19 protein-coding genes are annotated in these 19,662 nt (G+C 65.7%); 4 read left to right on the plus strand and 15 right to left on the minus strand.

Annotated elements, in window-relative coordinates:
• Nucleotides 1-24: 24 nt before the first annotated feature.
• The 5 genes from MB901379_RS22040 to ssd are packed head-to-tail and all read right to left on the minus strand — an operon-like array spanning nucleotide 25 to nucleotide 3,849.
• Nucleotides 25-225 (minus strand): DUF4244 domain-containing protein, encoded by a 201-nt coding sequence (locus tag MB901379_RS22040; protein WP_158018545.1) that lies wholly within the window; start codon nucleotides 223-225, stop codon nucleotides 25-27.
• A 24-nt stretch (nucleotides 226-249) separates the two neighbouring features.
• Entirely contained in the window at nucleotides 250-837 is a 588-nt protein-coding gene (locus MB901379_RS22045) for a type II secretion system F family protein (RefSeq protein WP_158018546.1), read from the minus strand.
• The gene (locus MB901379_RS22050) at nucleotides 834-1,637 is read right to left on the minus strand and encodes a type II secretion system F family protein (RefSeq protein ID WP_158018547.1); all 804 of its coding nucleotides are present in this window, start codon (nucleotides 1,635-1,637) and stop codon (nucleotides 834-836) included. The genes MB901379_RS22045 and MB901379_RS22050 overlap by 4 nt, the downstream gene beginning before the upstream one ends.
• Entirely contained in the window at nucleotides 1,634-2,800 is a 1,167-nt protein-coding gene (locus tag MB901379_RS22055; protein WP_158018548.1) for a TadA family conjugal transfer-associated ATPase, read from the minus strand. Before MB901379_RS22055 ends, MB901379_RS22050 begins: the two co-directional genes overlap by 4 nt.
• Nucleotides 2,797-3,849: a septum site-determining protein Ssd gene (ssd, locus tag MB901379_RS22060; protein ID WP_158019374.1), complete on the minus strand. Its 1,053-nt coding sequence runs from the start codon at nucleotides 3,847-3,849 to the stop codon at nucleotides 2,797-2,799. Before ssd ends, MB901379_RS22055 begins: the two co-directional genes overlap by 4 nt.
• 521 nt (nucleotides 3,850-4,370) lie before the next feature.
• Between ssd and MB901379_RS22065 the strand changes: the two genes are divergently transcribed.
• Nucleotides 4,371-5,219 carry an HAD-IB family hydrolase gene (locus MB901379_RS22065; RefSeq protein WP_158018549.1) on the plus strand — a complete coding sequence of 283 codons (849 nt, stop codon included), beginning with the start codon at nucleotides 4,371-4,373 and terminating at the stop codon, nucleotides 5,217-5,219.
• Between the two features lie 461 nt (nucleotides 5,220-5,680).
• Here the strand turns inward: MB901379_RS22065 and MB901379_RS22070 are convergent, their stop codons facing one another.
• The 5 genes from MB901379_RS22070 to MB901379_RS22090 are packed head-to-tail and all read right to left on the minus strand — an operon-like array spanning nucleotide 5,681 to nucleotide 11,530.
• Entirely contained in the window at nucleotides 5,681-6,448 is a 768-nt protein-coding gene (locus MB901379_RS22070) for an oxidoreductase (protein ID WP_158018550.1), read from the minus strand.
• A gap of 11 nt (nucleotides 6,449-6,459) precedes the next feature.
• Entirely contained in the window at nucleotides 6,460-8,121 is a 1,662-nt protein-coding gene (locus MB901379_RS22075; protein ID WP_158018551.1) for a dipeptide ABC transporter ATP-binding protein, read from the minus strand.
• Nucleotides 8,118-8,981, minus strand: a complete 864-nt coding sequence (locus tag MB901379_RS22080; RefSeq protein ID WP_158018552.1) for an ABC transporter permease — start codon at nucleotides 8,979-8,981, stop codon at nucleotides 8,118-8,120. The genes MB901379_RS22075 and MB901379_RS22080 overlap by 4 nt, the downstream gene beginning before the upstream one ends.
• A complete protein-coding gene (locus tag MB901379_RS22085; RefSeq protein ID WP_158018553.1) occupies nucleotides 8,974-9,900 on the minus strand; it encodes an ABC transporter permease in 927 nt (308 codons plus the stop codon). The genes MB901379_RS22080 and MB901379_RS22085 overlap by 8 nt, the downstream gene beginning before the upstream one ends.
• Nucleotide 9,901: 1 nt before the next feature.
• On the minus strand, nucleotides 9,902-11,530 hold the full coding sequence (locus MB901379_RS22090) for a peptide ABC transporter substrate-binding protein (RefSeq protein WP_158018554.1): 1,629 nt from the start codon (nucleotides 11,528-11,530) through the stop codon (nucleotides 9,902-9,904).
• A 221-nt stretch (nucleotides 11,531-11,751) separates the two neighbouring features.
• Here MB901379_RS22090 and acs point away from each other — a divergent pair, with 221 nt between their 5' ends.
• Entirely contained in the window at nucleotides 11,752-13,734 is a 1,983-nt protein-coding gene (gene acs, locus MB901379_RS22095; protein ID WP_158018555.1) for an acetate--CoA ligase, read from the plus strand.
• A 14-nt stretch (nucleotides 13,735-13,748) separates the two neighbouring features.
• Here acs and MB901379_RS22100 read toward each other — a convergent pair whose 3' ends face one another.
• On the minus strand, nucleotides 13,749-14,447 hold the full coding sequence (locus MB901379_RS22100; RefSeq protein ID WP_158019375.1) for a S1 family peptidase: 699 nt from the start codon (nucleotides 14,445-14,447) through the stop codon (nucleotides 13,749-13,751).
• A gap of 223 nt (nucleotides 14,448-14,670) precedes the next feature.
• Here MB901379_RS22100 and MB901379_RS22105 point away from each other — a divergent pair, with 223 nt between their 5' ends.
• Together MB901379_RS22105 and MB901379_RS22110 are read left to right on the plus strand one after the other, a co-directional pair.
• On the plus strand, nucleotides 14,671-15,192 hold the full coding sequence (locus MB901379_RS22105) for a phage holin family protein (RefSeq protein WP_158018556.1): 522 nt from the start codon (nucleotides 14,671-14,673) through the stop codon (nucleotides 15,190-15,192).
• Complete coding sequence (locus tag MB901379_RS22110; protein WP_158018557.1) at nucleotides 15,193-16,170, plus strand: alpha/beta fold hydrolase; 978 nt, start codon at nucleotides 15,193-15,195, stop codon at nucleotides 16,168-16,170.
• On the opposite strand, the gene marP is transcribed toward MB901379_RS22110, so the two are convergent.
• The 4 genes from marP to nth are packed head-to-tail and all read right to left on the minus strand — an operon-like array spanning nucleotide 16,163 to nucleotide 19,535.
• Nucleotides 16,163-17,356 (minus strand): acid resistance serine protease MarP, encoded by a 1,194-nt coding sequence (gene marP / locus MB901379_RS22115; protein ID WP_158019376.1) that lies wholly within the window; start codon nucleotides 17,354-17,356, stop codon nucleotides 16,163-16,165. The genes MB901379_RS22110 and marP overlap by 8 nt on opposite strands.
• A 5-nt stretch (nucleotides 17,357-17,361) precedes the next feature.
• Nucleotides 17,362-18,147 (minus strand): NUDIX hydrolase, encoded by a 786-nt coding sequence (locus MB901379_RS22120; RefSeq protein ID WP_174237054.1) that lies wholly within the window; start codon nucleotides 18,145-18,147, stop codon nucleotides 17,362-17,364.
• A gap of 49 nt (nucleotides 18,148-18,196) precedes the next feature.
• Nucleotides 18,197-18,832 carry a TlpA family protein disulfide reductase gene (locus MB901379_RS22125; RefSeq protein WP_158018559.1) on the minus strand — a complete coding sequence of 212 codons (636 nt, stop codon included), beginning with the start codon at nucleotides 18,830-18,832 and terminating at the stop codon, nucleotides 18,197-18,199.
• A 22-nt stretch (nucleotides 18,833-18,854) separates the two neighbouring features.
• Complete coding sequence (gene nth / locus MB901379_RS22130; RefSeq protein ID WP_158019377.1) at nucleotides 18,855-19,535, minus strand: endonuclease III; 681 nt, start codon at nucleotides 19,533-19,535, stop codon at nucleotides 18,855-18,857.
• Nucleotides 19,536-19,662 lie beyond the last annotated feature (127 nt).

Consider the following 19,662-nt stretch of genomic DNA (forward strand, 5'->3'; position numbering starts at 1 on the left):
CGGTGCTCGACCCGGCAACCGATGCTAGGCCTTGGTGCTCAGCGCCCGCCCAATGATGTGGTTTAACGCCGACACGACCGAATCGCCGGTGACGACGGTATAGAGGATCGCGCCGAACGCCGCCGCCGCGATAGTCCCTATTGCGTACTCGACGGTGGACATTCCCGACTCGTCGGTCACCAACAACGTCATCCGCGCCAGCAGGATTCGAAACGCCTTGGACATCACTACATTCCTTTCCTTGCGACTTCACAGCAGGCCCGAATCAAAGACTTTTCTGGCTAGCCCGGCCACCACCGGAACAATGCCCACGCAGACAAATGCGGGCAGAAAGCACAGCCCCAGCGGAGCGGCTATGAGCACTCCGGCACGTTCGGCGGCCGCCGCGGTTGCATGCGCGGCGTCGTGGCGAGACTGCGTGGCAAGCTCCGCCACACCGTCGGCCAGCGCGGCGCCCGAAGACGCAGATCGTCGCGCCAACCTCAGCAGCGCAGCGACGTGGTTGTCTACCGCGCCGAGGTGCGGATCCGGCAACGACCAGGCCACGGACGGGTCGGCGCCCAACGCCAGTAAGTCGGCGGCTCGTGACAACACCGCGGCCAGCGGCGGTGGCGCCGACCGCGCGGTCGCCGACGCGGCGGTGGATACCGCCATACCGGCGGACAAGCACACGGCCAGCACATCCATGCTCGACGCGGAGCCCAGCGGATCGCGGCCGCGTGTGGGCCGCGACACCCGCCGCCATCCGTGCGACGGCAAGCCCGCGCGAGCCCGGACCACCATCGGGCCGCTGCCAACCAGCAACGCCGTGGCCAGCAATGCTGCCGCGGCGCTCATGCCGCCACTCGATCGGTAATCCGGTCCGACCACAGCAGGCCGCCGCAGGCCAGACCTAGCCCAACTACCAGTAACCAGCCCCCCGCACGGCCGTTCAGCAACAGGCTCAAGGGACGGGCTCCGAGCAGTTGCCCGAGCAACACCCCAAGCACCGGCAGGGCCGCCAGGATGCCCGCGGTGGCGCGGGCACCGGCCAGGCCCGCTGCCACCTGCGCCGAAAAGCGCTGCCGCTCGGCGATATCTCGTTGCGCGGCGCGCATCAGCGTGGCGATCGCCAAACCGTGCTCGCTGGCGAGCTGCCAGTACACGGCAAGCCGCTCCCAGTGTTCGGGGAGGGCCGAGTTCGCGGCCGCGGCTCGCAGACCGCCCGTGACATCTGCACCCAACCGTGCCCGCGCCGATACCGCGCGCAGGGCCGCGGCGACAAAGCCCTTGGATTCGTCGGCAGCAATATCGAACGCTCGCACCGGATGGGTGCCCACCCGCAGCTCACCCACCAACACATCGAGCGCGGCCTCCAACGACCGGCATTCCTGGGTGCTGCGCCCGCTACGGCGGCGACGCCGGTACCGCAGGCTGGCGGTGGCTCCGGCCACCCCAATCGCGAGGATCGTCGTCAACGGCAACGCGACCGCGGCGCAACCGAGGATTCCGACAGCCACCCAGGGGATCCACGCTGCGTTGTACCCCCTCCTCTGGTGACCGGGGCGAGCGGTCGGGCTCAATCGCCGCCACGGCGATGCCGGCAGGACGACGAGCGCTCCGGCCAACATCAGGCCAACGGCCGCGGACCCGTTCATGTTGCGGTCCGATCGTGCATCAGGTGGCACAAATTGACTGCCTGGTCGGTCATTCCGCGGTCCGTATGCCACGCGGTCACCGCATTGACAAGGCCACTGTCGGTGCGGCGCAGCATGGCAATCTCCGTAAGCCGGCGCCGCCCGGCCCGATCACGCGCAACGTGCAACAGCACCTGCACCGCAGCGGCAAGCTGGCTGTGCAGCGCCGCGCGGTCCAAGCCGCCGAGCGCTCCCAGCGCTTCCAGCCGGGCGGGAACCTCATCGGGCCTGTTGGCGTGCACGGTGCCTGCGCCGCCCCCATGGCCGGTGTTCAATGCCGCCAACAGATCCACCACCTCCGCGCCCCTGACCTCCCCGACGACGATCCGGTCTGGCCGCATCCGCAATGCCTGCCGGACGAGTTGGCGCACCGTGATCTCACCGGCACCTTCGACGTTCGCGCACCGTGCCACGAGGTTCACAACGTGGGGGTGCTGAGGCGCCAGCTCAGCGGCGTCCTCGACACACACGATCCGCTCGGTGGCCGACACGGCGCCCAACATCGCCGCCAGCAGGGTCGTCTTCCCGGCTCCGGTGCCCCCACACACTAGAAATGCCAGGCGAGCGGCGACGATGTCGTCGATCAAGTCTGCGGCCGGGGGCTCGATGGCGCCCGTGGCGATCAGCGCCGGCAGGTCCTGAGTGGTGGGCCGCAATACCCGCAACGACAGGCACGTGCCCTGCACCGCCACGGGCGGCAACACCGCATGCAGGCGCACCGCGAAACCGCCAACACCGATCCCGCTCAGCAGTCCGTCCACCCAGGGTTGCGCGTCGTCGAGCCGCCGACCCGCGGCCAACGCCAGACGTTGCGCCAACCTGCGCACCGCCACTTCGTCGGGAAAGCGAACGTCGGTACGTCGCAACCCGTTCCCATCGTCGACCCACACCGCGTCGGGCGCGGTGACCAGGACGTCGCTGGTGTTGTTGGCGCACAGCAGCGGCTCGAGAATGCCGGCGCCTGTCAGCTCGGTCTGCAATACCCGAAGATTGGCCAGCACCTCGGTGTCACCGAGCATCCCACCAGACTCGGTACGTATCGCCGCGGCGACCACACTGGGTCGCAACGGGCCCGATTCGTTCGCCAGCCGCTCGCGAACGCGGTCGATCAGCGACCCCTTCACGCCGCCCTACCGTTCTGCCCGGCGCCGGCACGCGGTAGCACCCCAAGCACCCGGCGGGCCGCCCCGGCCAGCGCCGACCGCCGTTGCAGCCGTAGGCCACCGTGCTCCAGCTGCCCGGCAAGGCGTGGCTGGGCTCGCATCGACGCCAGCAGCGGAACCCCGGTGATCTTGGCGACCTCGGGAGGCCGCAGTCCGCCGGGCGAAGGTCCGCGGACGACAAGACCGAGGTTCGGATTGATCTTGACCAAGACCGGGGCGATCGTCGCGGTGGCCGCGGCCGCGCGGACGTCGCAGGGGCAGATCACGACGACGAGATCGGCGGTGTCCAGCGCGGCCAGGGCCGCTTCGGTGAGCCGACGCGGAAGGTCGCAGACCACGGTGGCACCGCCGCGTCGGCCCGCATCGATGACCGCGTTGACCGGGCCGGATTCCAGCTCGTAGCCGAGCCGGGTGCCCGAGAGCAGGGTGACCCCCCGACGTCGGGGTAGCGCCGCGCAGACGGCTGACCAATTCAGCCGGCCGCCCTGCAAAGCCAAGTCGGGCCAGCGCAAACCGGGCTCCGCTTCGCCGCCCACCAAGAGATCGATACCGCCGCCCCAGGGGTCGAGATCTACCAGCAACGCCTCAGCGGCCGTGTGGGCAAGCGCCGTCGCGAACAATGATGCCCCGGCGCCACCACAGCCCCCGATGACCGCGACGACCTCACCGCGTAGCCGTGCGTCGCGGGCCGATTCCGCAGCTTCGGCGAGCTCGCGGATCAACCGGTGTTCCTGATCAGGCATCCGGAGGACATGCTCGGCACCGACCGCGATGGCGGCCGCCCAGGTCGCCGTCACGACCTCGCTAGCGGCTAGCACGCTCACGTGATTGCGGCGCGGCAGGGCGCTCTGCGCGTAACGCTCCGCCTCCGCCTGGTCGAGCACCACCGCCGCGGCGGCTGACCAGGTCTTTCGGCTCACCGGATGGTGCCCGCCGCGATGAACAACGCGAACACCAACCGCAGCGGCGATGCGGTCCAGCTCGTCGCTCAGGTTCGGATCGCTCAGTATCGCCAATACGCCGATGTTCGCCGCGGCGGGGGGAAAAACATTGGGCACGCATCAACTCTGCAGGGCGGTTATTATTGGACGCTAGTACCAAAAGGAGATTTGTGGATAGAGACGCATCTGTGCACAACCACCCTGGGCACCGGCCGCGGCCGGCCTGGATACGAGAATTTTTGATGAGTTCCGCAACGGGAGGTTACCCCGGCTAAGCGCCCCTAGAAGTTCCTAACGAAACCCTGCTGGGAAGAATTTTCACCCCACAAAAGGGACGACCCCCGCCAGGGGGGGAGGAGGCGGAGGTCGTCGTGCTTCAGCCCCGGGGGGTCGGGCTGATGCACCCTCGGCTCATGGCCGAGTAATGCTTACTATACACATGCCCGACTGGATTCACGCAAGTACTGCTTGAAATCGAAAATACAGCCTGAGCCGTGAAAATAGCCTAATGAAGCCGACAACATTTGTTGTCATCGGCCATTTTCGGAGTGAGATCGCGACCCGTCCGACCGCAGACCTATGCTGGATTGGTGACCGTCCCCGACTCGGCCGGGCAACAGCAAACGTCACCGCTGGCACCCTACCCACACGCCCGTACCGCTGCCTTCTTTGACTTGGATAAGACCATCATCGCCAAGTCCAGCACGCTGGCGTTCAGCAAACCCTTCTTCGCGCAGGGACTCCTCAACCGCCGCGCGGTCCTGAAGTCTAGCTATGCACAGTTCATTTTCCTGCTTTCCGGCGCCGATCATGACCAAATGGACCGGATGCGCACCCATATGACCAACATGTGCACCGGCTGGGACGTTGCCCAGGTGAAGTCGATCGTCAATGAGACACTGCACGACATCGTGACGCCACTGGTGTTCGCCGAAGCGGCGGACCTCATCGCGGGCCACAAGCTGTGCGGCCGGGACGTGGTGGTGGTCTCCGCCTCCGGCGAGGAGATTGTGGGTCCTATCGCCCGCGCCCTGGGCGCCACCCACGCCATGGCAACCCGAATGGTCGTCGAGGACGGAAAGTACACCGGCGATGTCGCGTTCTATTGCTTCGGCGAAGGCAAGGTGCAAGCGATCCGGGAACTGGCCGCCCGTGAGGGCTACCCGCTGGAACACTGCTACGCCTACTCCGATTCGATCACCGATCTGCCGATGCTCGAAGCGGTGGGGCACCCTTCGGTGGTCAACCCCGACCGCGGGCTGCGAAGGGAAGCGGTCGAACGGGGATGGCCGGTGTTGTCATTCTCGCGACCGGTCTCCCTGCGAGACCGTATCCCGGCACCCTCGGGTGCCGCGATCGCTACCACCGCCGCGGTCGGAGTCAGCGCGCTCGCGGCGGGAGCGGTCAGCTACGCACTCCTGCGCCGCTTCGCTTTCTAGCACTGCCGCCCCAATGTCACCAATTGTCCCGGTAGCAAACGACGCACACGCGCAATCCCAAGCCTGTTACCGAATTTTCGCGAAATAGCCCTTGCTGTGCCCAGGGTCTAGTAGTACAAATGGAGTCACGGCAGCCCGGTGAGGCCAAGGTCGATCCGGAAGAGAAGGTTCGTTCTCCCGACCCGGGCACCCAGCACGGTTCCCCGGCACCCACGCGGAGTCATAGCCGCGATAATGGCAGAAGTGTTGCGGGCCTGCGTAATTGCGAAGTGCAGATGGCATCGACGGCCCTTTGGGTGGGGCTGCAGCCGAAAGTGTCGTAAAAGCGCCGAGGCCAACCCACGCAGCCCCAGAAATGCACGCATGGTAACCGAGGGCCGTGCTGGCGGGCGGCGATTCGAATCCTTTCGATCGCCGCCCGCTTTGCATTTCCGAAACAATTTGTTTTTCGGGTGCGCCAGCTATTTTCGTGGCAGGGATTCGGCAATCGCGAGCGCCTCTTGCGCCCCGGCCTCCATCGACCGGCAACACAGCAGCAACCAGGCCGCGACACCATCAGCCGTGCCCCCGGCGAACCTGTCCGCGGCGTCGCGATAGTCCGCGGGCTGACGCATCCAACTCAGCTCGGGCACGCCGAGCCCATGCGGATCCAGCCCGCTGGCGATCGCTATCAGCCGCGATACGGCCCGGGCCACAACGCCGTCGGCGCTGCCAAAGGGCTTCAGCGTCAACAGTTCGCCATGTGCAACCGCAGCAACCACCGGTGCCGAGGCCTGCGTCGGTCCGGTCACCAGGTCGGCCAGCAACTCCAAACGAGGGCCAACTCCGGAGTCGGCGCGTGGTCGCCCCAGCCGGTCGTCATCGACCCGATCCGCGGCCGCCAGCATGTGCAACCGAGCCAGCGCTTGTAGCGGCGCCTGCTGCCACACCCGAACCAACGGACCACCGCCGCCCTCGAGTGCCTGCGCCACCCGCAGGGCTCCCCCGAACACCGGATCACTAACCGCTGGCGCGCCCGAGGCGGGCACCACATCCTCCCATCGCCCCGGACCGCCGTCGAGCACCGACGAGGCCCGCGCCGCGCGCAGCGCAGCCTCAGCGGCGCTCGCCGGCCAGCCACGCAGATTGGCTCGGTGCCGGTGCGCTCGGCCCAGCGCGGCACGCGCCAGGTCGCTGGCTTCGGCCACGCCGCGCAGTTCCATCAACGGAGTCAGCGGATCAGCCGTCACAGGTTGCCAACCTAGCGGGGAGTCGCCCGGACGCCGGGAATGGCCTCCAGGAGTTGCCGGGTGTACTCCTCGCGGGGCGCGACAAATACCTGTTCAGTCGGGGCATGTTCCACCACTCGGCCGGCCCGCATTACCAACACGTCATCGGAGATCTCCCGGATGACGGCTAGATCGTGGCTGATGAACACGTAGGTCAACCCAAGGCCGGCCTGCAACCCGGAGAGCAGATCCAGAATCTGGGCCTGCACCAGCACGTCCAGCGCCGAGACGGCCTCGTCGCACACCAGCACCTCGGGCCGCAGCGCCAACGCGCGTGCAATCGCGACGCGTTGTCGTTGGCCACCCGAGAGCTCCCTGGGCAGCCGGTCCAGCACCGACGAGGGCAGCGCAACCTGGTCGACCAGCTCGCGTACCAGCTGTCGACGCTGTGTGCGGTCACCGACCCGATGGATGCGCAACGGTTCCTCGATGGCGCGAAACACCGAGTACATCGGATCCAAGCTGCTGTAGGGGTTCTGGAACACCGGTTGGATGCGCCGCCGAAACGCGAACGCCTGACCCCGATCCAGCGTCTCGATCGGCTGACCGTCGAATGACAGCGTGCCCGAGGTCGGTTTGAGCAGGCCTAACACCATGCGTGCCAGGGTGGACTTGCCCGATCCCGACTCGCCCACGATGGCAAGCGTGCTTGCCCGCCGCAACCGAAACGACACCGAATCGACGGCCCGAAACTCCCCCCTGCGCCAGGGCACGCCGCGTGCTTGCAAATAGGTCTTGGTCACCTCGGCGGCAACGAGGATGTCGTCGGAACCACCACTGCGTTGGGTGGCTTCGGCGGCGATTCGCGATCGGACTTGGCTCGAGCGCTTGTCTCGCACGGCTAACGATGGCGCAGCCGAAACCAGTCGCCGGGTGTAGTCGTGTTGTGGGTTGGTGAGAATCTGGCGCGCAGCACCCGACTCCACCACCGCGCCCCGGTTGACAACCACCACAGACTCGGCCCGTTCGGCCGCCAACGCCAGATCGTGAGTGATCAGCAGCAGCGCGGTGCCTAGCTCGTCGGTGAGTTGCTGAAGATGGTCGAGTACCTGACGCTGCACGGTGACATCAAGTGCGGACGTCGGCTCATCAGCGATCAACAACCGAGGCCTGCCGGCCAACCCGATGGCGATCAACGCGCGCTGACACATGCCACCGGACAGCTGATGTGGATAGCGTCCCGCTTGCACCACCGGATCCGGCATGCCGGCCTGCGCCAGCAAGTCCACCGCGCGCCGCCGGGAGTCACCACCATCGGTGTTGGCCCGCAGTGCTTCCCGAATCTGGAATCCGACCTTCCAGACCGGGTTCAGATTGGTCATCGGATCCTGCGGGACATAGCCGATCTCCCGGCCTCGGATCGTGCGCATCAGCCGCCGATCGGCCATGCGGTCGAACGCCGTGATGTCGCGCCCGTCAAAGACGATGCGGCCAGCGGTAATCCGTCCGCCAGGTGCCAGCAGCCCAAGAATCGCCGCGGCCGCAGTCGTTTTACCCGATCCCGAGCCACCGACCACAGCGACGGTTTGACCGCTACAGACCGTCAGATCCAGCCCGCGTACCACGGGTTCGTCCGAGCCGAACCTGACTTCCAGGCCCGCAACGGATAACAGTGGTGACCCCGCGGTACTCATGCCCGCCACGCCCGCGACGCCGGATCCAGGGCGTCGCGCAACGCGTCGCCCATCATCATGAAGGCCAACACCGTAATCCCCAATGCACCCGCGGGATAAAACAGGATGGGCGAGCCCGCCCGCAGCCGCACTTGTGCCACGTTGATGTCACCACCCCACGACACCACCGAGGTGGGCAGCCCAACCCCAAGGTAGGACAACGTCGCCTCAGTGACGATGAAGATACCCAGCGCGACGGTAGCAACCGCGATTACCGGACCCATCGCGTTGGGTAGCGCATGCCGCAGCAGTGTTTGAAACCTACTCATCCCCAGCGCTTTAGCCGCGAGCACATAATCGCTGGAGCGCACCTCCAGCACCGAACCGCGGGCGATTCTGGCTATTTGTGGCCAGCCAAACAACGCCAGGATGGCGATCACCGTCCACACCGTGCGGTGATGCATGACCTGCATCAGCACGATCGCGGCCAGCAGCAAGGGTAGTCCGAAAAACACATCGGTGATCCGCGAGACCGCCGCATCGAGCCAACCACCGTAGAAGCCGGCCAGCGCGCCCAAGATTCCACCCACGACAAACGAGGCAAATGTCGCGCCCAGGCCGACGGTCACCGAGGCACGAGCGCCATAGATGGTGCGTGCATAGATGTCGTGGCCTTGTAGGTCGGTGCCGAACCAGTGCGCCGCCGACGGGCCAAGCATGCTCTCGCTGGGATCGGCATAGGTTGGGTCGACCCCAGTGAATAGGGCCGGAAGCGCGGCGACGAGGAGAATGAGCAGGATCAGGGCAGCGGCAACAACGAATTTCGGCCGCCGCCGTAGCCCACGCCAGGTATCGTGCCAAAACCCGCTGAGCTCAGCCATATCTGATCCGCGGGTCCAGGGCGGCATAGAGCAAATCCACCAAAAGATTGGTGACCAGATAGATCACCACCAGCACCGTCACGATCGACACCACCGTGGGTGCCTCCTGCCGGGTGACCGCTTGGTACAGGACACCGCCAACGCCGTGAATGTTGAAAATGCCTTCGGTGACCACGGCTCCGCCCATCAGCCCACCCAAATCCGCGCCCAGGAATGTCACCACCGGGATCAGCGAGTTCCGCAGAATGTGCACAGTCACCACCCGGGGCCGCGACAGTCCCTTGGCGGTGGCGGTACACACATAGTCAGCATGGGCGTTAGCGGCCACTGCGGAACGCGTCAGCCGCACCACATACGCGAAGGACACCGCCCCCAACACAATTCCTGGTAGCAGCAGACGATCCAGGGTTGTCCGGGCTCCCACCGTAACCGGCGCCACCCCGAGCCATACGCCGAATACAAATTGCGCCAGAAAGCCGAGCACAAATATCGGCACCGCGATAATGATGAGCCCGCTCACCAGCACCGTGGCGTCAAAGATGCCACCTTGGCGCAGACCGGCGATCACACCGAAGCCGATACCCAGCACTGCCTCCATCGTCAAGGCAATCAATGCCAGCCTGATGGTAACCGGAAACGCATGTGCCAGTACGGCACTAACCGGCAAGCCGGAGTAGGCGCGCCCGAGGTCACCGTGGATGAGACCGCCCAGATACCGCAGGTACTGCACCAAGAACGGATCGTCCAGGTGGTATCGGGCGCGCAGCTGTGCGGCCACCGCGGGAGTCAGCGGACGGTCGCCCGCAATGGCGGCGACCGGGTCGCCGGGCAGCAGGAACACCATGCCGTAGATCAGCAAGGTCGCACCCAGGAAGACCGGCACCATCGCCATGATCCGTCGCGCTATGTACCAACCCATTTCAGGCCTTGACGATGTTCTCGTAGTCGGGCAGACCGTTCCAAGTGACGTGTACATTGCTGACTTCGGTCGACCACCCCGCCACCGCGATGTAGTCCCACAGCGGAATTGTCGGCATGTCGTGGAACAGGATTCGCTGCGCGGCGTTGGCCAACACGTCAGCTTCCCGTAGATTCGGCGCGGCTTCGGCATGAGCCAGCGCCGCGTCGAACTCCCGGCTGGAATATCCGACGTCGTTAGATCCTGCGCCGGTGGCATATAGCGGCGCGAGGAACTCGATCATCGAGGGGTAATCGCCCTGCCATCCGGCCCGGAATGCGGTGTCGATGGTGCGGTTGGTGATCTGGGTACGAAGTCCAGCGAAGGTGGGCTGCGGTGCCCCCACCGCGTCGATTCCGAGAACGTTCTTGATGCTGTTGGCCACCGCGTCGACCCATTCCTGATGGCCGCTGTCGGCGTTGTAGGCGATTGCGTATCTGCCGCTCCATGACGACATGGCATCGGCCTGTGCCCACAGTCGCTTGGCGCGATCAGGGTTAAAATCCAATGCGCTGTTACCCGGAAGGTTGGCGTCGAATCCCGGCAACGAGCGAGCGGTGAAATCACGTGCCGGACTTCGAGTCCCGTTGAAAATCTGCCGACAGATCTGGGGGCGGTTGATGGCAGCCGAAAGAGCTAATCGGCGCAGCCGACCCTCCTCGCCGCCGAAATGCCTCAGCCGCAAGGGCGTATCGAGGGCCTGATTTACCGCCGCCGGCCCGCTGGTGGCGTTGTCACCCAAGTCGCGCCGGTAAATCGTTAACGCGCTGGACGGAATCGTGTCCAAGACATCGAGATTGCCGGACAGCAGATCGGCGTAAGCGGTGTCGAGATTGGCATAGAACTCGAACCGCAGGCCTTTGTTGTGAGGTTTGCGGTTGCCGTGGTACTCGGGATTGGGCACCAAATCGATCTTGACGTTGTGTTCCCAAGCCGGCCCGTCCGGGCCGTTGTCCAACCGGTAGGGACCGTTGCCGATCGGGTTGTGTCCGAACTCGACCATGTCTCGAAACGCGACTTTGGGCAACGGATAGAACGCACTATGGCCCAGGCTCAGCAGGAAATCTATGGTCGGCGCCTTGAGCCGCACGGTGAACTCGAGATCGTTGACCACCCGCAGTCCGGACATGCTGGTTCGGGTAGCTGGTGCGGCGGCCAGCTCGTCGAACCCCTCGATCGGGCTGAAAAAGTGCTGCTGCAGTTGCGCATTGGCGCTCAGGGCTCCGTAGTTCCACGCGTCGACAAAGGAGTGCGCCGTTACCGGTGTGCCGTCGCTGAACTTCCACCCGGGTTTGAGGATGATTCGGTAGTTGACGTTGTCGCTGGTGTCAATCGACTTCGCGACCTCTAACGAAGCCCGACCAGCCGCGTCATACGACATCAGACCGGCGAACAGCCGATCAACGATGCGGCCACCATTGCTGTCGTTGGTACCGGTCGGGATCAGCGGGTTCGGCGGTTCTCCACCGTTGACCGTCACAACTTCGGGGCTCAAGATCCCGCCCCCGCACCCGGCCACCGGCGCGGCGGCCGCCAATGCGGCAGCGACGACTGCCAGCGTGGCCCACATCCGGCGCATGACAGCGACCATACTGCCCCCCCGATACCGACCCGGACGGGTCCGTGCGACCCACGCACGGCGGCGGTCACGCTTAAGGGCGTCTACCGCGCTGGTTCAGCTTTGCCTGACAGGGCGAAGCCGGGCCCCTCCGCGTATCCGGGCGCCCGTCGGCCGGCCACGGCGCTCTTGCCGGGCCGTCCTTACCATCCGCATCGCCGCGAGGTTAGGCTCACGCCAAGCTACTGAGCTTGATGAGGCACGACACAGGAGAGCAACCCGTGACCGCCACCAACACCGAAGACCCGTCGTCGTATCCGCCCCCGACCCATTTCACCGAGCAGGCCAACGCCCGCGCCGAGCTGTACCGCGAGGCCGAGGAAGACCGGCTTGGCTTTTGGGCCAAGCAGGCCAACCGGCTGTCCTGGGCGACGCCATTCACCGAGGTGCTGGACTGGTCCGACGCACCGTTCGCCCGATGGTTCGCCGACGGCAAACTCAACGTCGCTTACAACTGCGTGGATCGCCACGTGGAGGCCGGCCACGGCGACCGCGTCGCGATCCACTGGGAGGGCGAGCCGGTCGGTGACAGTCGCACGCTGACCTACTCCGATCTGCTGACCGAGGTATCCAAAGCGGCCAACGCATTCACCAACTTGGGGTTGGTGGCCGGCGACCGGGTCGCCATCTACCTGCCGCTGATCCCCGAGGCCGTGATTGCGATGCTGGCCTGCGCCCGGCTTGGGCTCATGCACAGCGTGGTGTTCGGCGGATTCACCGCGACCGCACTACACGCACGGATCGTCGACGCGGCGGCCAAGCTGCTGATCACCAGCGACGGACAGTTCCGCCGTGGCCATCCGGCGCCGCTGAAGGACGCCGCTGATGAAGCCGTCGGTCAACCGGACAGTCCCGTCGAACACGTTGTGGTGGTACGGCGTACGGGAATCGACGTGTCCTGGAATGATGAGCGTGATCTGTGGTGGCACGACGTCGTCGACTCGTCGTCACCGCAGCACACCCCGGAGCCGTTCGACGCCGAGCAACCACTCTTTCTGCTGTACACCTCGGGTACCACCGGCAAGCCCAAGGGCATCATGCACACCAGCGGCGGCTACCTCACGCAGTGCAGCTACACGGTGCACACCATTTTCGACGTCAAGCCGCCAAGCGACGTGTTCTGGTGCACCGCTGACATCGGCTGGGTCACCGGCCACACCTACGGTGTCTACGGTCCGCTGTCCAACGGCATCACCGAAGTTCTTTACGAGGGCACGCCCAACACACCCGACGAGCACCGTCATTTCCAGATCATCGAAAAGTACGGCGTCACAATCTATTACACCGCGCCCACGCTGATCCGTACGTTCATGAAGTGGGGACGCGCCATTCCCGACGCGCACGACCTGTCCAGTCTGCGGCTGTTGGGATCCGTCGGTGAACCGATTAACCCTGAAGCATGGCGCTGGTACCGCGACGTCATCGGCGCCGGACACACCCCGGTGGTGGACACCTGGTGGCAGACCGAGACCGGCTCGGCGATGATCTCACCGTTGCCCGGGGTCGCCGACGCCAAGCCCGGTTCGGCGATGACACCGTTGCCCGGAATCTCGGCCAAGATCGTTGACGACCATGGCGATCCGCTGCAACCGGAAACCGAAGGCGACACACATGTCACCGGCTATCTCGTCTTGGACCAACCTTGGCCGTCAATGCTGCGCGGCATCTGGGGTGACCCCGCGCGCTATCACCATGCCTACTGGTCGAAGTTCGCCGACAAAGGCTATTACTTCGCCGGGGACGGGGCTCGCATCGACTCCGACGGCGCCATCTGGGTTCTGGGCCGGATCGATGACGTAATGAACGTGTCCGGGCACCGGATTTCCACCGCCGAGGTGGAATCCGCGCTGGTCGGTCACCCCGGCGTGGCCGAGGCAGCGGTGGTCGGGGTGAGCGACGAGACCACCACCCAGGCCATCTGCGCGTTTGTGGTCCTGCGCGCCAATTACGAACCGCATGACGGAACCAGCGAGGAATTGCGCGGCGAGGTGGCCCGGATGATCTCGCCGATCGCGCGCCCACGTGAGGTTCACGTGGTGCCCGAACTACCCAAGACCCGCAGTGGCAAGATCATGCGCCGGCTGCTGCGCGACGTCGCCGAAAACCGCGAGCTTGGCGACACCTCGACGTTGCTGGATCCCAGCGTGTTCGACTCGATCCGAGACACGGCCAAGTAGCTCGCGCACGCGGCTCAGCCCTGTATCGGAACGAAACCCGAGCCTGGCCGATTCTTGGCTTCGATGTCGGCCAGGTCGGCATTGATCGACATCACCACCGCCGGGGTGTGCAGCGGAATGTATTTGGTGACGCAGGTGGGCAGGTTGTCGCTGAAGGCCCCGTGAATCATCCCGACCAGCAAATTGTCGACCGTCACTGGCGCACCCGAATCGCCGGGACCGCCGCAAACCTGCATCAGGATGGTGCCCGGATCCTGCCCCGGCCCCCAGGTGACCCCGCACGAATTGCCGGTGGTGCGACCCTGTTTGCAGGCGATCTGGCCGACGGTCGGGTCCGGGCCGATGCCGTTGATAGCAAAGTTGTTGAAGTTGGCCACCGGTGTCACCTTGGCCGGATCGAATTTGATCACCGCGTAGTCAAGACCGTCGTTTCCGGCAACCATGGTGCCGACCGCGCCCTTGCCTTCGGCACCCTCGGCGGCCACGGGCGCACCCGGTCCCCCGCAGTGCGCTGAGCTGAACCCGATCAGATCGCCGTTCTTGTCGTGGCCGATGGTGGTCAGGGTGCACAGTGTGCCCCCGTTTACCACGATGCCGGCACCGCCCCCCAACGGAACCTTGTCGTCGGCGGCCGCGGTGGTCGCGGGCGCACCGACAAGGGTCACCAGCGCGACCACGATCGCCGCGGAAAAGCAGCGGTAGGTCGCCTGCAAAGTGATACTCCCGTCGGTCGGACGTTGCAAGACAGATGCGCCAGTCTAGATGATCGTTGCACTAAGGCCGGCGCAGTTGGAATGGCCGCCGAGCGTCAATTTGTGGGCCCAATGGGGCCCGGTCCCACACGGTGTTGGCTGGCCTCGTCCGACACCGGAGCACATGGCAACATAAACCGCGACGACTGCCAAACCGCGGCCCGTCAAATCGAGAGGACCGTCTGTGAGCAAACCTGATCGCACGAACGGTGTGCCCAGCACGCTGACCACGATTCCGTTGGCCGACCCGCACGCGGGGCCGGCCGAACCGTCGATCGGTGACCTGATCAAAGACGCGACAGCTCAAATGTCAACGCTGGTGCGTGCTGAGGTCGAACTGGCCCGCGCCGAGATCACCCAGGATGTCAAGAAGGGTCTGACCGGCAGCGTCTTCTTCATCGCAGCGCTGGTGGTGCTGTTCTACTCGACGTTTTTCTTGTTCTTTTTCCTCGCCGAACTGCTCGACACCTGGCTGTGGAGGTGGGTGGCGTTCTTGATCGTGTTCGCGCTCATGGTGGTGACCACGGCCGTGCTTGCCCTGTTGGGCTTCCTGAAGGTCCGTCGGATTCGGGGGCCACGTCAGACCATCGAGTCGGTCAAGGAGACACGCACCGCACTCATTCCGGGTCACGACAAGGTTCCGGCCGTCGAACGCCAGGCGCCCGCGCCGGAGGGCAAGAAGCCCACCGATCCCTCAGGTTGGTAGATGCCAGCACCAGATCCATCGGTGACCCGCATCGACGGGCCATGGCGCCATCTCGACGTGCACGCCAACGGCATCCGATTTCACGTCGTCGAGGCCACCCCACCCGGCCCGGTCGACAGCCACGGCGGAGCCGCGCCGACCACCGCACGGCCACTGGTGATTCTGCTGCATGGTTTCGGTTCATTTTGGTGGTCGTGGCGGCATCAGCTGCGTGGCCTGAGGGGCGCGCGGGTGGTTGCGGTCGACCTGCGCGGCTACGGCGGTAGCGACAAACCGCCACGCGGCTACGACGGCTGGACACTCGCCGGCGACACCGCCGGTCTCATCCGTGCGTTGGGACATTCGTCGGCGACGTTGGTCGGCCACGCCGACGGAGGGCTGGCCTGCTGGACCACCGCGCTGCTGCATGCACGGCTGGTGCGCGCCATCGCGCTGATCAGCTCACCGCACCCCGCCGCATTGCGACGGTCCGCCTTGCTGCGGCGCGATCAGGGGCGTGCACTGTTACCGATGCTGTTGCGCTATCAGCTGCCGCTCTGGCCGGAGCGCCTTTTGACCAGGGGTGACGGTGCAGAGATCGAACGCCTCATCCGCAGCCGAGGTAGCGCCAAATGGCTGGCTTCCGAAGACTTTTCGCACAGCATCGGCTATCTGCGGCGGGCCATCCAGATCCCGGCGGCGGCGCACTGCGCCCTTGAGTACCAGCGGTGGGCGGCGCGCAGCCAACTGCGTGGCGAAGGGTTGCGATTCATGAGGTCGATGAGCCAGCAGCTCAGCGTGCCGTTGCTGCACCTACGCGGTGACGCCGATCCGTACGTGCTGGCCGCCCCGGTCGAAGGCACCCAGCGCTATGCACCGCATGGACGGTACCTAGCCATCGCCGGTGCGGGACATTACGGGCATGAAGAGGCACCCGAGGAAACCAATCGGCAGCTGATGCGGTTCTTCGAGCAAGTGCACGACGGCCGGCTCAGCTGACACACGCCCCGGTGGCGACGCGCTGGGTGGCGCCGATCCTGGCGAGTTGACCGGCCACCTCTCCGGCCGTCAGCACAAACCCGGTGTCCGGGTCGTCGACGGCGGCGCCGAAGACCACACCCAGCACCTGACCGTTGAGGTCGATCAATGGTCCGCCGGAATCACCTTGTTCCACGGTGGCCCTGATGGTGTACACGTCGCGAGTCACCGGTTGGGGGCTTCGATAGATGTCGGGACCACTGAGCCGGATGGCCTCACGAATCCGGGCCGGAGTCGCGGTGAAATTACCACCGCCCGGATACCCCAGCACCACCACGCTGGTTCCCGTTTTCGCTTCCTGCTCGGCGAAGATCAGCGGCGGCGGCGGCAGGTTGGGGACGGCCAAGATCGCAATGTCCACCGTGGGGTCATAGGACACCACGGTGGCGTCCAGGGGTTTGCCGCTCGCGTATACCTGCACGCTGTTGGAACCGGCTACCACATGGGCGTTGGTCATCACCCGGTCGGGGGCAATCACAAAACCGCTGCCCTCCAGCACCTTCTGACAGCTGGGCGCCAAGCTGCGGATCTTCAGCACGCTCGGCGCGACGGCGGTAACCACCGGGTTTTCGGCCAACGCCGGATCCGGTGAGGCAACCGGAATCACCGGAGTGCGGCTGAATGGCTCTAAAACCGCCGGCAGACCGGAGGTGTTCAGCAATGCAGACAGCCGCTTGGGCACCGTTTTGAGCCAGACGGGCGCCATCTCGTTGACCTCCGCGAGCACCCGCGAACCGCGAACTGCCGCGGCCAACTCCGGCTGATCCTTCGACTGGGTGAGGGGGGTCGCCAGTAGCCAGGCCGCAGTCAGCACGACAATCAGCTGCACTCCTACCCCGATGACGGAGTCGACCATTCGGATGGGCCGGTAGCGGATCGCGCCGCGCACCGCCCGCCCCAGCACCACCCCGGCGACTTCACCGACCACGACCAGCCCCAAGATCAGGAACAGCGCGGTAAACAGCTTGGCCCGCGGAGCGTTGATATGGCTAACGATGTGCGGGGCCAGCAACACGCCCGCTATCGCGCCCAGCAGCACACCGGCAAAAGACAGCACCGAACCCAGCGCACCAGACCGCCAACCAGAGACCGCGGCGATGAAAGCGACCGCCAATACGGCGATATCCAGCCATTGAGACGGGGTCATCGAATTCATCGCCGTCCCCCCTGCTCGCCGACGAGCGCCATGGCATCGTCGAGCTCACGCACATCGCTGCTGTCCCAGGGCTGGGCCCAACCCGCGACATCGAGCACCGCAGAAATCACCTGGCCAGTGAATCCCCACACCAACATTTGGTTCAGCAGAAATGCCGGTCCGGCCCAACGCCGACTCAGGGTGCGTCGGTACACCATCAGTCGGTTGGCCGGATTGATGAAGGCACGCACCGGGACGCGCGCGACGATGGCCGTTTCGGCCTCGTTGACGACGTTCACCGGTCCGGGATCCGGCGAATAGGCCAGCACCGGCACCACGTGGAATCGGGATGGCGCGATGAAAGTGCGTTCCATGGTGACCAGGGGATGAAGCCTGCCGACGTCGAGCCCCGTTTCTTCATGGGCTTCCCGCAGCGCGGTAGCGACCGGCCCGTCATCGCCAGGATCGGAGGCGCCCCCGGGAAATGCCGCCTGACCGGCGTGGTGGCGCAGGCTGGCGGCCCGCACCGTCAGCAGCAGGTCGGCGTCGTCGGGGACACCGCCGTCGAGCGGCCCGGCCTCGGGACCCGAAAACAGCACCAGAACAGCGGCATCACGCCCATCACGACGCAGCGACGCGGTCGCCCGGGCCGCCGTCACCATCGCCACTACCTCGCCCGGAAGCCGGCGCCGAACCGCGTCGGGTACCCGATCAATGTTGTCGATCAGCGGGCGCAGCCAAGACGGGCCGACATCAGGCGTCAGAGCGACCGTCGCACTCATCGGCGCCTCCTCGTCGGGCATGTCGGGTCAACCAGCCCCGTTTCATCTCGAACCGCTAAGCGGGCGCGCATCACGCCGCATTTCCGACCGCGGCCGCGATCTCGTCGGCGCTGCCGAAAGCTCGCGGCAGGGTCTGGGCCACGCTACCGTCCGGCCGCAGAACCACCGTCGCGGGCATCACGTTTGCGACCCCCAATGCCGCAGCCACCTTACGGCGGCCGTCTTGCAGCGTCGGCAACCGAACGCCGAGATCGGCAAGCCGCAATATCGCGGCGGCCTCATTCTCGTCCTGGTGAACCGTCACCACCATCACGTCGGCCCCGACCCGCCGTTGGTACTCGGCCATCGCGGGAAGTTCGGCTGTGCACGGCGCGCACCAATATGCCCATAAATTAAGCACCACCCGACGCCCGGCCAGCGCACGGGCGACATCGACCGCCGAACCATCCGCTGCACATTCGACCACCACCCCACGCAGCCTGACCGGGCCTGGCCCGGTGCCCGGGGTGGGGCATGCCGGCAGGTTGGCTCGCTGCCGCGGGCCGGCCAACGCGGCCGGCGTATCGGCATCACGATGGTCACGCGCGACGGCCGTTCGGGGGAGCGCCGCCGGTGTGGGGGTGTCGCGCAGCTGAGCAATCAGCGCGATGATGAGTGCGGCGACAACCGCCAGAACCGCGATGGTCCAGCGCGATCTCGCCGTCACGTCGGCATCCGGGCCTTCGGAGTCACATCCCGGCCAGGGCCAGCAAGTGCTCGGTCTCCGGGCCCTGCACAAGTGGTGCGGCCAGCAGCGGATCGGTGGGACCGACCCCGTAGGACGGGCAGTCTTTGGCCAGCACACACACGCCACACGCGGGCTTGCGGGCATGGCACACCCGACGACCGTGGAAGATCACCCGGTGGCTGAGCAGGGTCCACTCTTTACGCTCGATGAGTTCGCCGACCGCATGTTCCACCTTGACCGGGTCTTCTTCGGCGGTCCAACGCCACCGTCGCACCAGTCGCCCGAAATGGGTGTCGACGGTGATCCCGGGAATATCGAAGGCGTTGCCCAAGATGACGTTGGCGGTCTTGCGCCCCACTCCCGGCAGTGTAACCAGCTCGTCCATGGTGCCCGGCACTTCACCGTCGAACCGTTCCACAAGAGCTTGCCCGAGGCCGATGAGCGAGTTCGCCTTGTTCCGGTAGAAACCAGTGGGACGGATGAGGTTTTCCAGTTCCTCGCGGTCGGCCTTCGCGTAATCCAGCGCTGTCCGGTATTTCGCGAACAACGTCGGCGTCGTCAGGTTCACCCTTTTGTCGGTGCTCTGCGCCGACAAGATGGTGGCCACCGCCAGCTCCAGGGGTGAGGTGAAGTCCAGCTCGCAATATACATGCGGAAACGCTTGCGCGAGTTTGCGATTCATCCGCCGGGCGCGCCGCACCAAGCCGGTTCTGGTTTCCGCGGACCAACGCTTGGCAAGTTCAGGGTCGGGCGGAGTGGTGGTGGATTTGAGGCGCCCGGACGACTTTGCCGCTGTCACCTACGACAGA

Source organism: Mycobacterium basiliense (genome assembly GCF_900292015.1).
In the GTDB taxonomy this organism is placed as follows: domain Bacteria; phylum Actinomycetota; class Actinomycetes; order Mycobacteriales; family Mycobacteriaceae; genus Mycobacterium; species Mycobacterium basiliense.

Excerpts from the sequence above, each read along its gene's own strand:
- MB901379_RS22040 (WP_158018545.1), bottom strand. The coding sequence starts at position 225 with ATGTCCAAGGCGTTTCGAATCCTGCTGGCGCGGATGACGTTGTTGGTG.
- MB901379_RS22045 (WP_158018546.1), bottom strand. The coding sequence starts at position 837 with ATGAGCGCCGCGGCAGCATTGCTGGCCACGGCGTTGCTGGTTGGCAGC.
- MB901379_RS22050 (WP_158018547.1), bottom strand. The coding sequence starts at position 1,637 with ATGAACGGGTCCGCGGCCGTTGGCCTGATGTTGGCCGGAGCGCTCGTC.
- MB901379_RS22075 (WP_158018551.1), bottom strand. The coding sequence starts at position 8,121 with ATGAGTACCGCGGGGTCACCACTGTTATCCGTTGCGGGCCTGGAAGTC.
- MB901379_RS22080 (WP_158018552.1), bottom strand. The coding sequence starts at position 8,981 with ATGGCTGAGCTCAGCGGGTTTTGGCACGATACCTGGCGTGGGCTACGG.
- MB901379_RS22085 (WP_158018553.1), bottom strand. The coding sequence starts at position 9,900 with ATGGGTTGGTACATAGCGCGACGGATCATGGCGATGGTGCCGGTCTTC.
- MB901379_RS22090 (WP_158018554.1), bottom strand. The coding sequence starts at position 11,530 with ATGGTCGCTGTCATGCGCCGGATGTGGGCCACGCTGGCAGTCGTCGCT.
- acs (WP_158018555.1), top strand. The coding sequence starts at position 11,752 with ATGAGGCACGACACAGGAGAGCAACCCGTGACCGCCACCAACACCGAA.
- MB901379_RS22110 (WP_158018557.1), top strand. The coding sequence starts at position 15,193 with ATGCCAGCACCAGATCCATCGGTGACCCGCATCGACGGGCCATGGCGC.
- marP (WP_158019376.1), bottom strand. The coding sequence starts at position 17,356 with ATGACCCCGTCTCAATGGCTGGATATCGCCGTATTGGCGGTCGCTTTC.
- MB901379_RS22120 (WP_174237054.1), bottom strand. The coding sequence starts at position 18,147 with ATGCCCGACGAGGAGGCGCCGATGAGTGCGACGGTCGCTCTGACGCCT.
- nth (WP_158019377.1), bottom strand. The coding sequence starts at position 19,535 with ATGAATCGCAAACTCGCGCAAGCGTTTCCGCATGTATATTGCGAGCTG.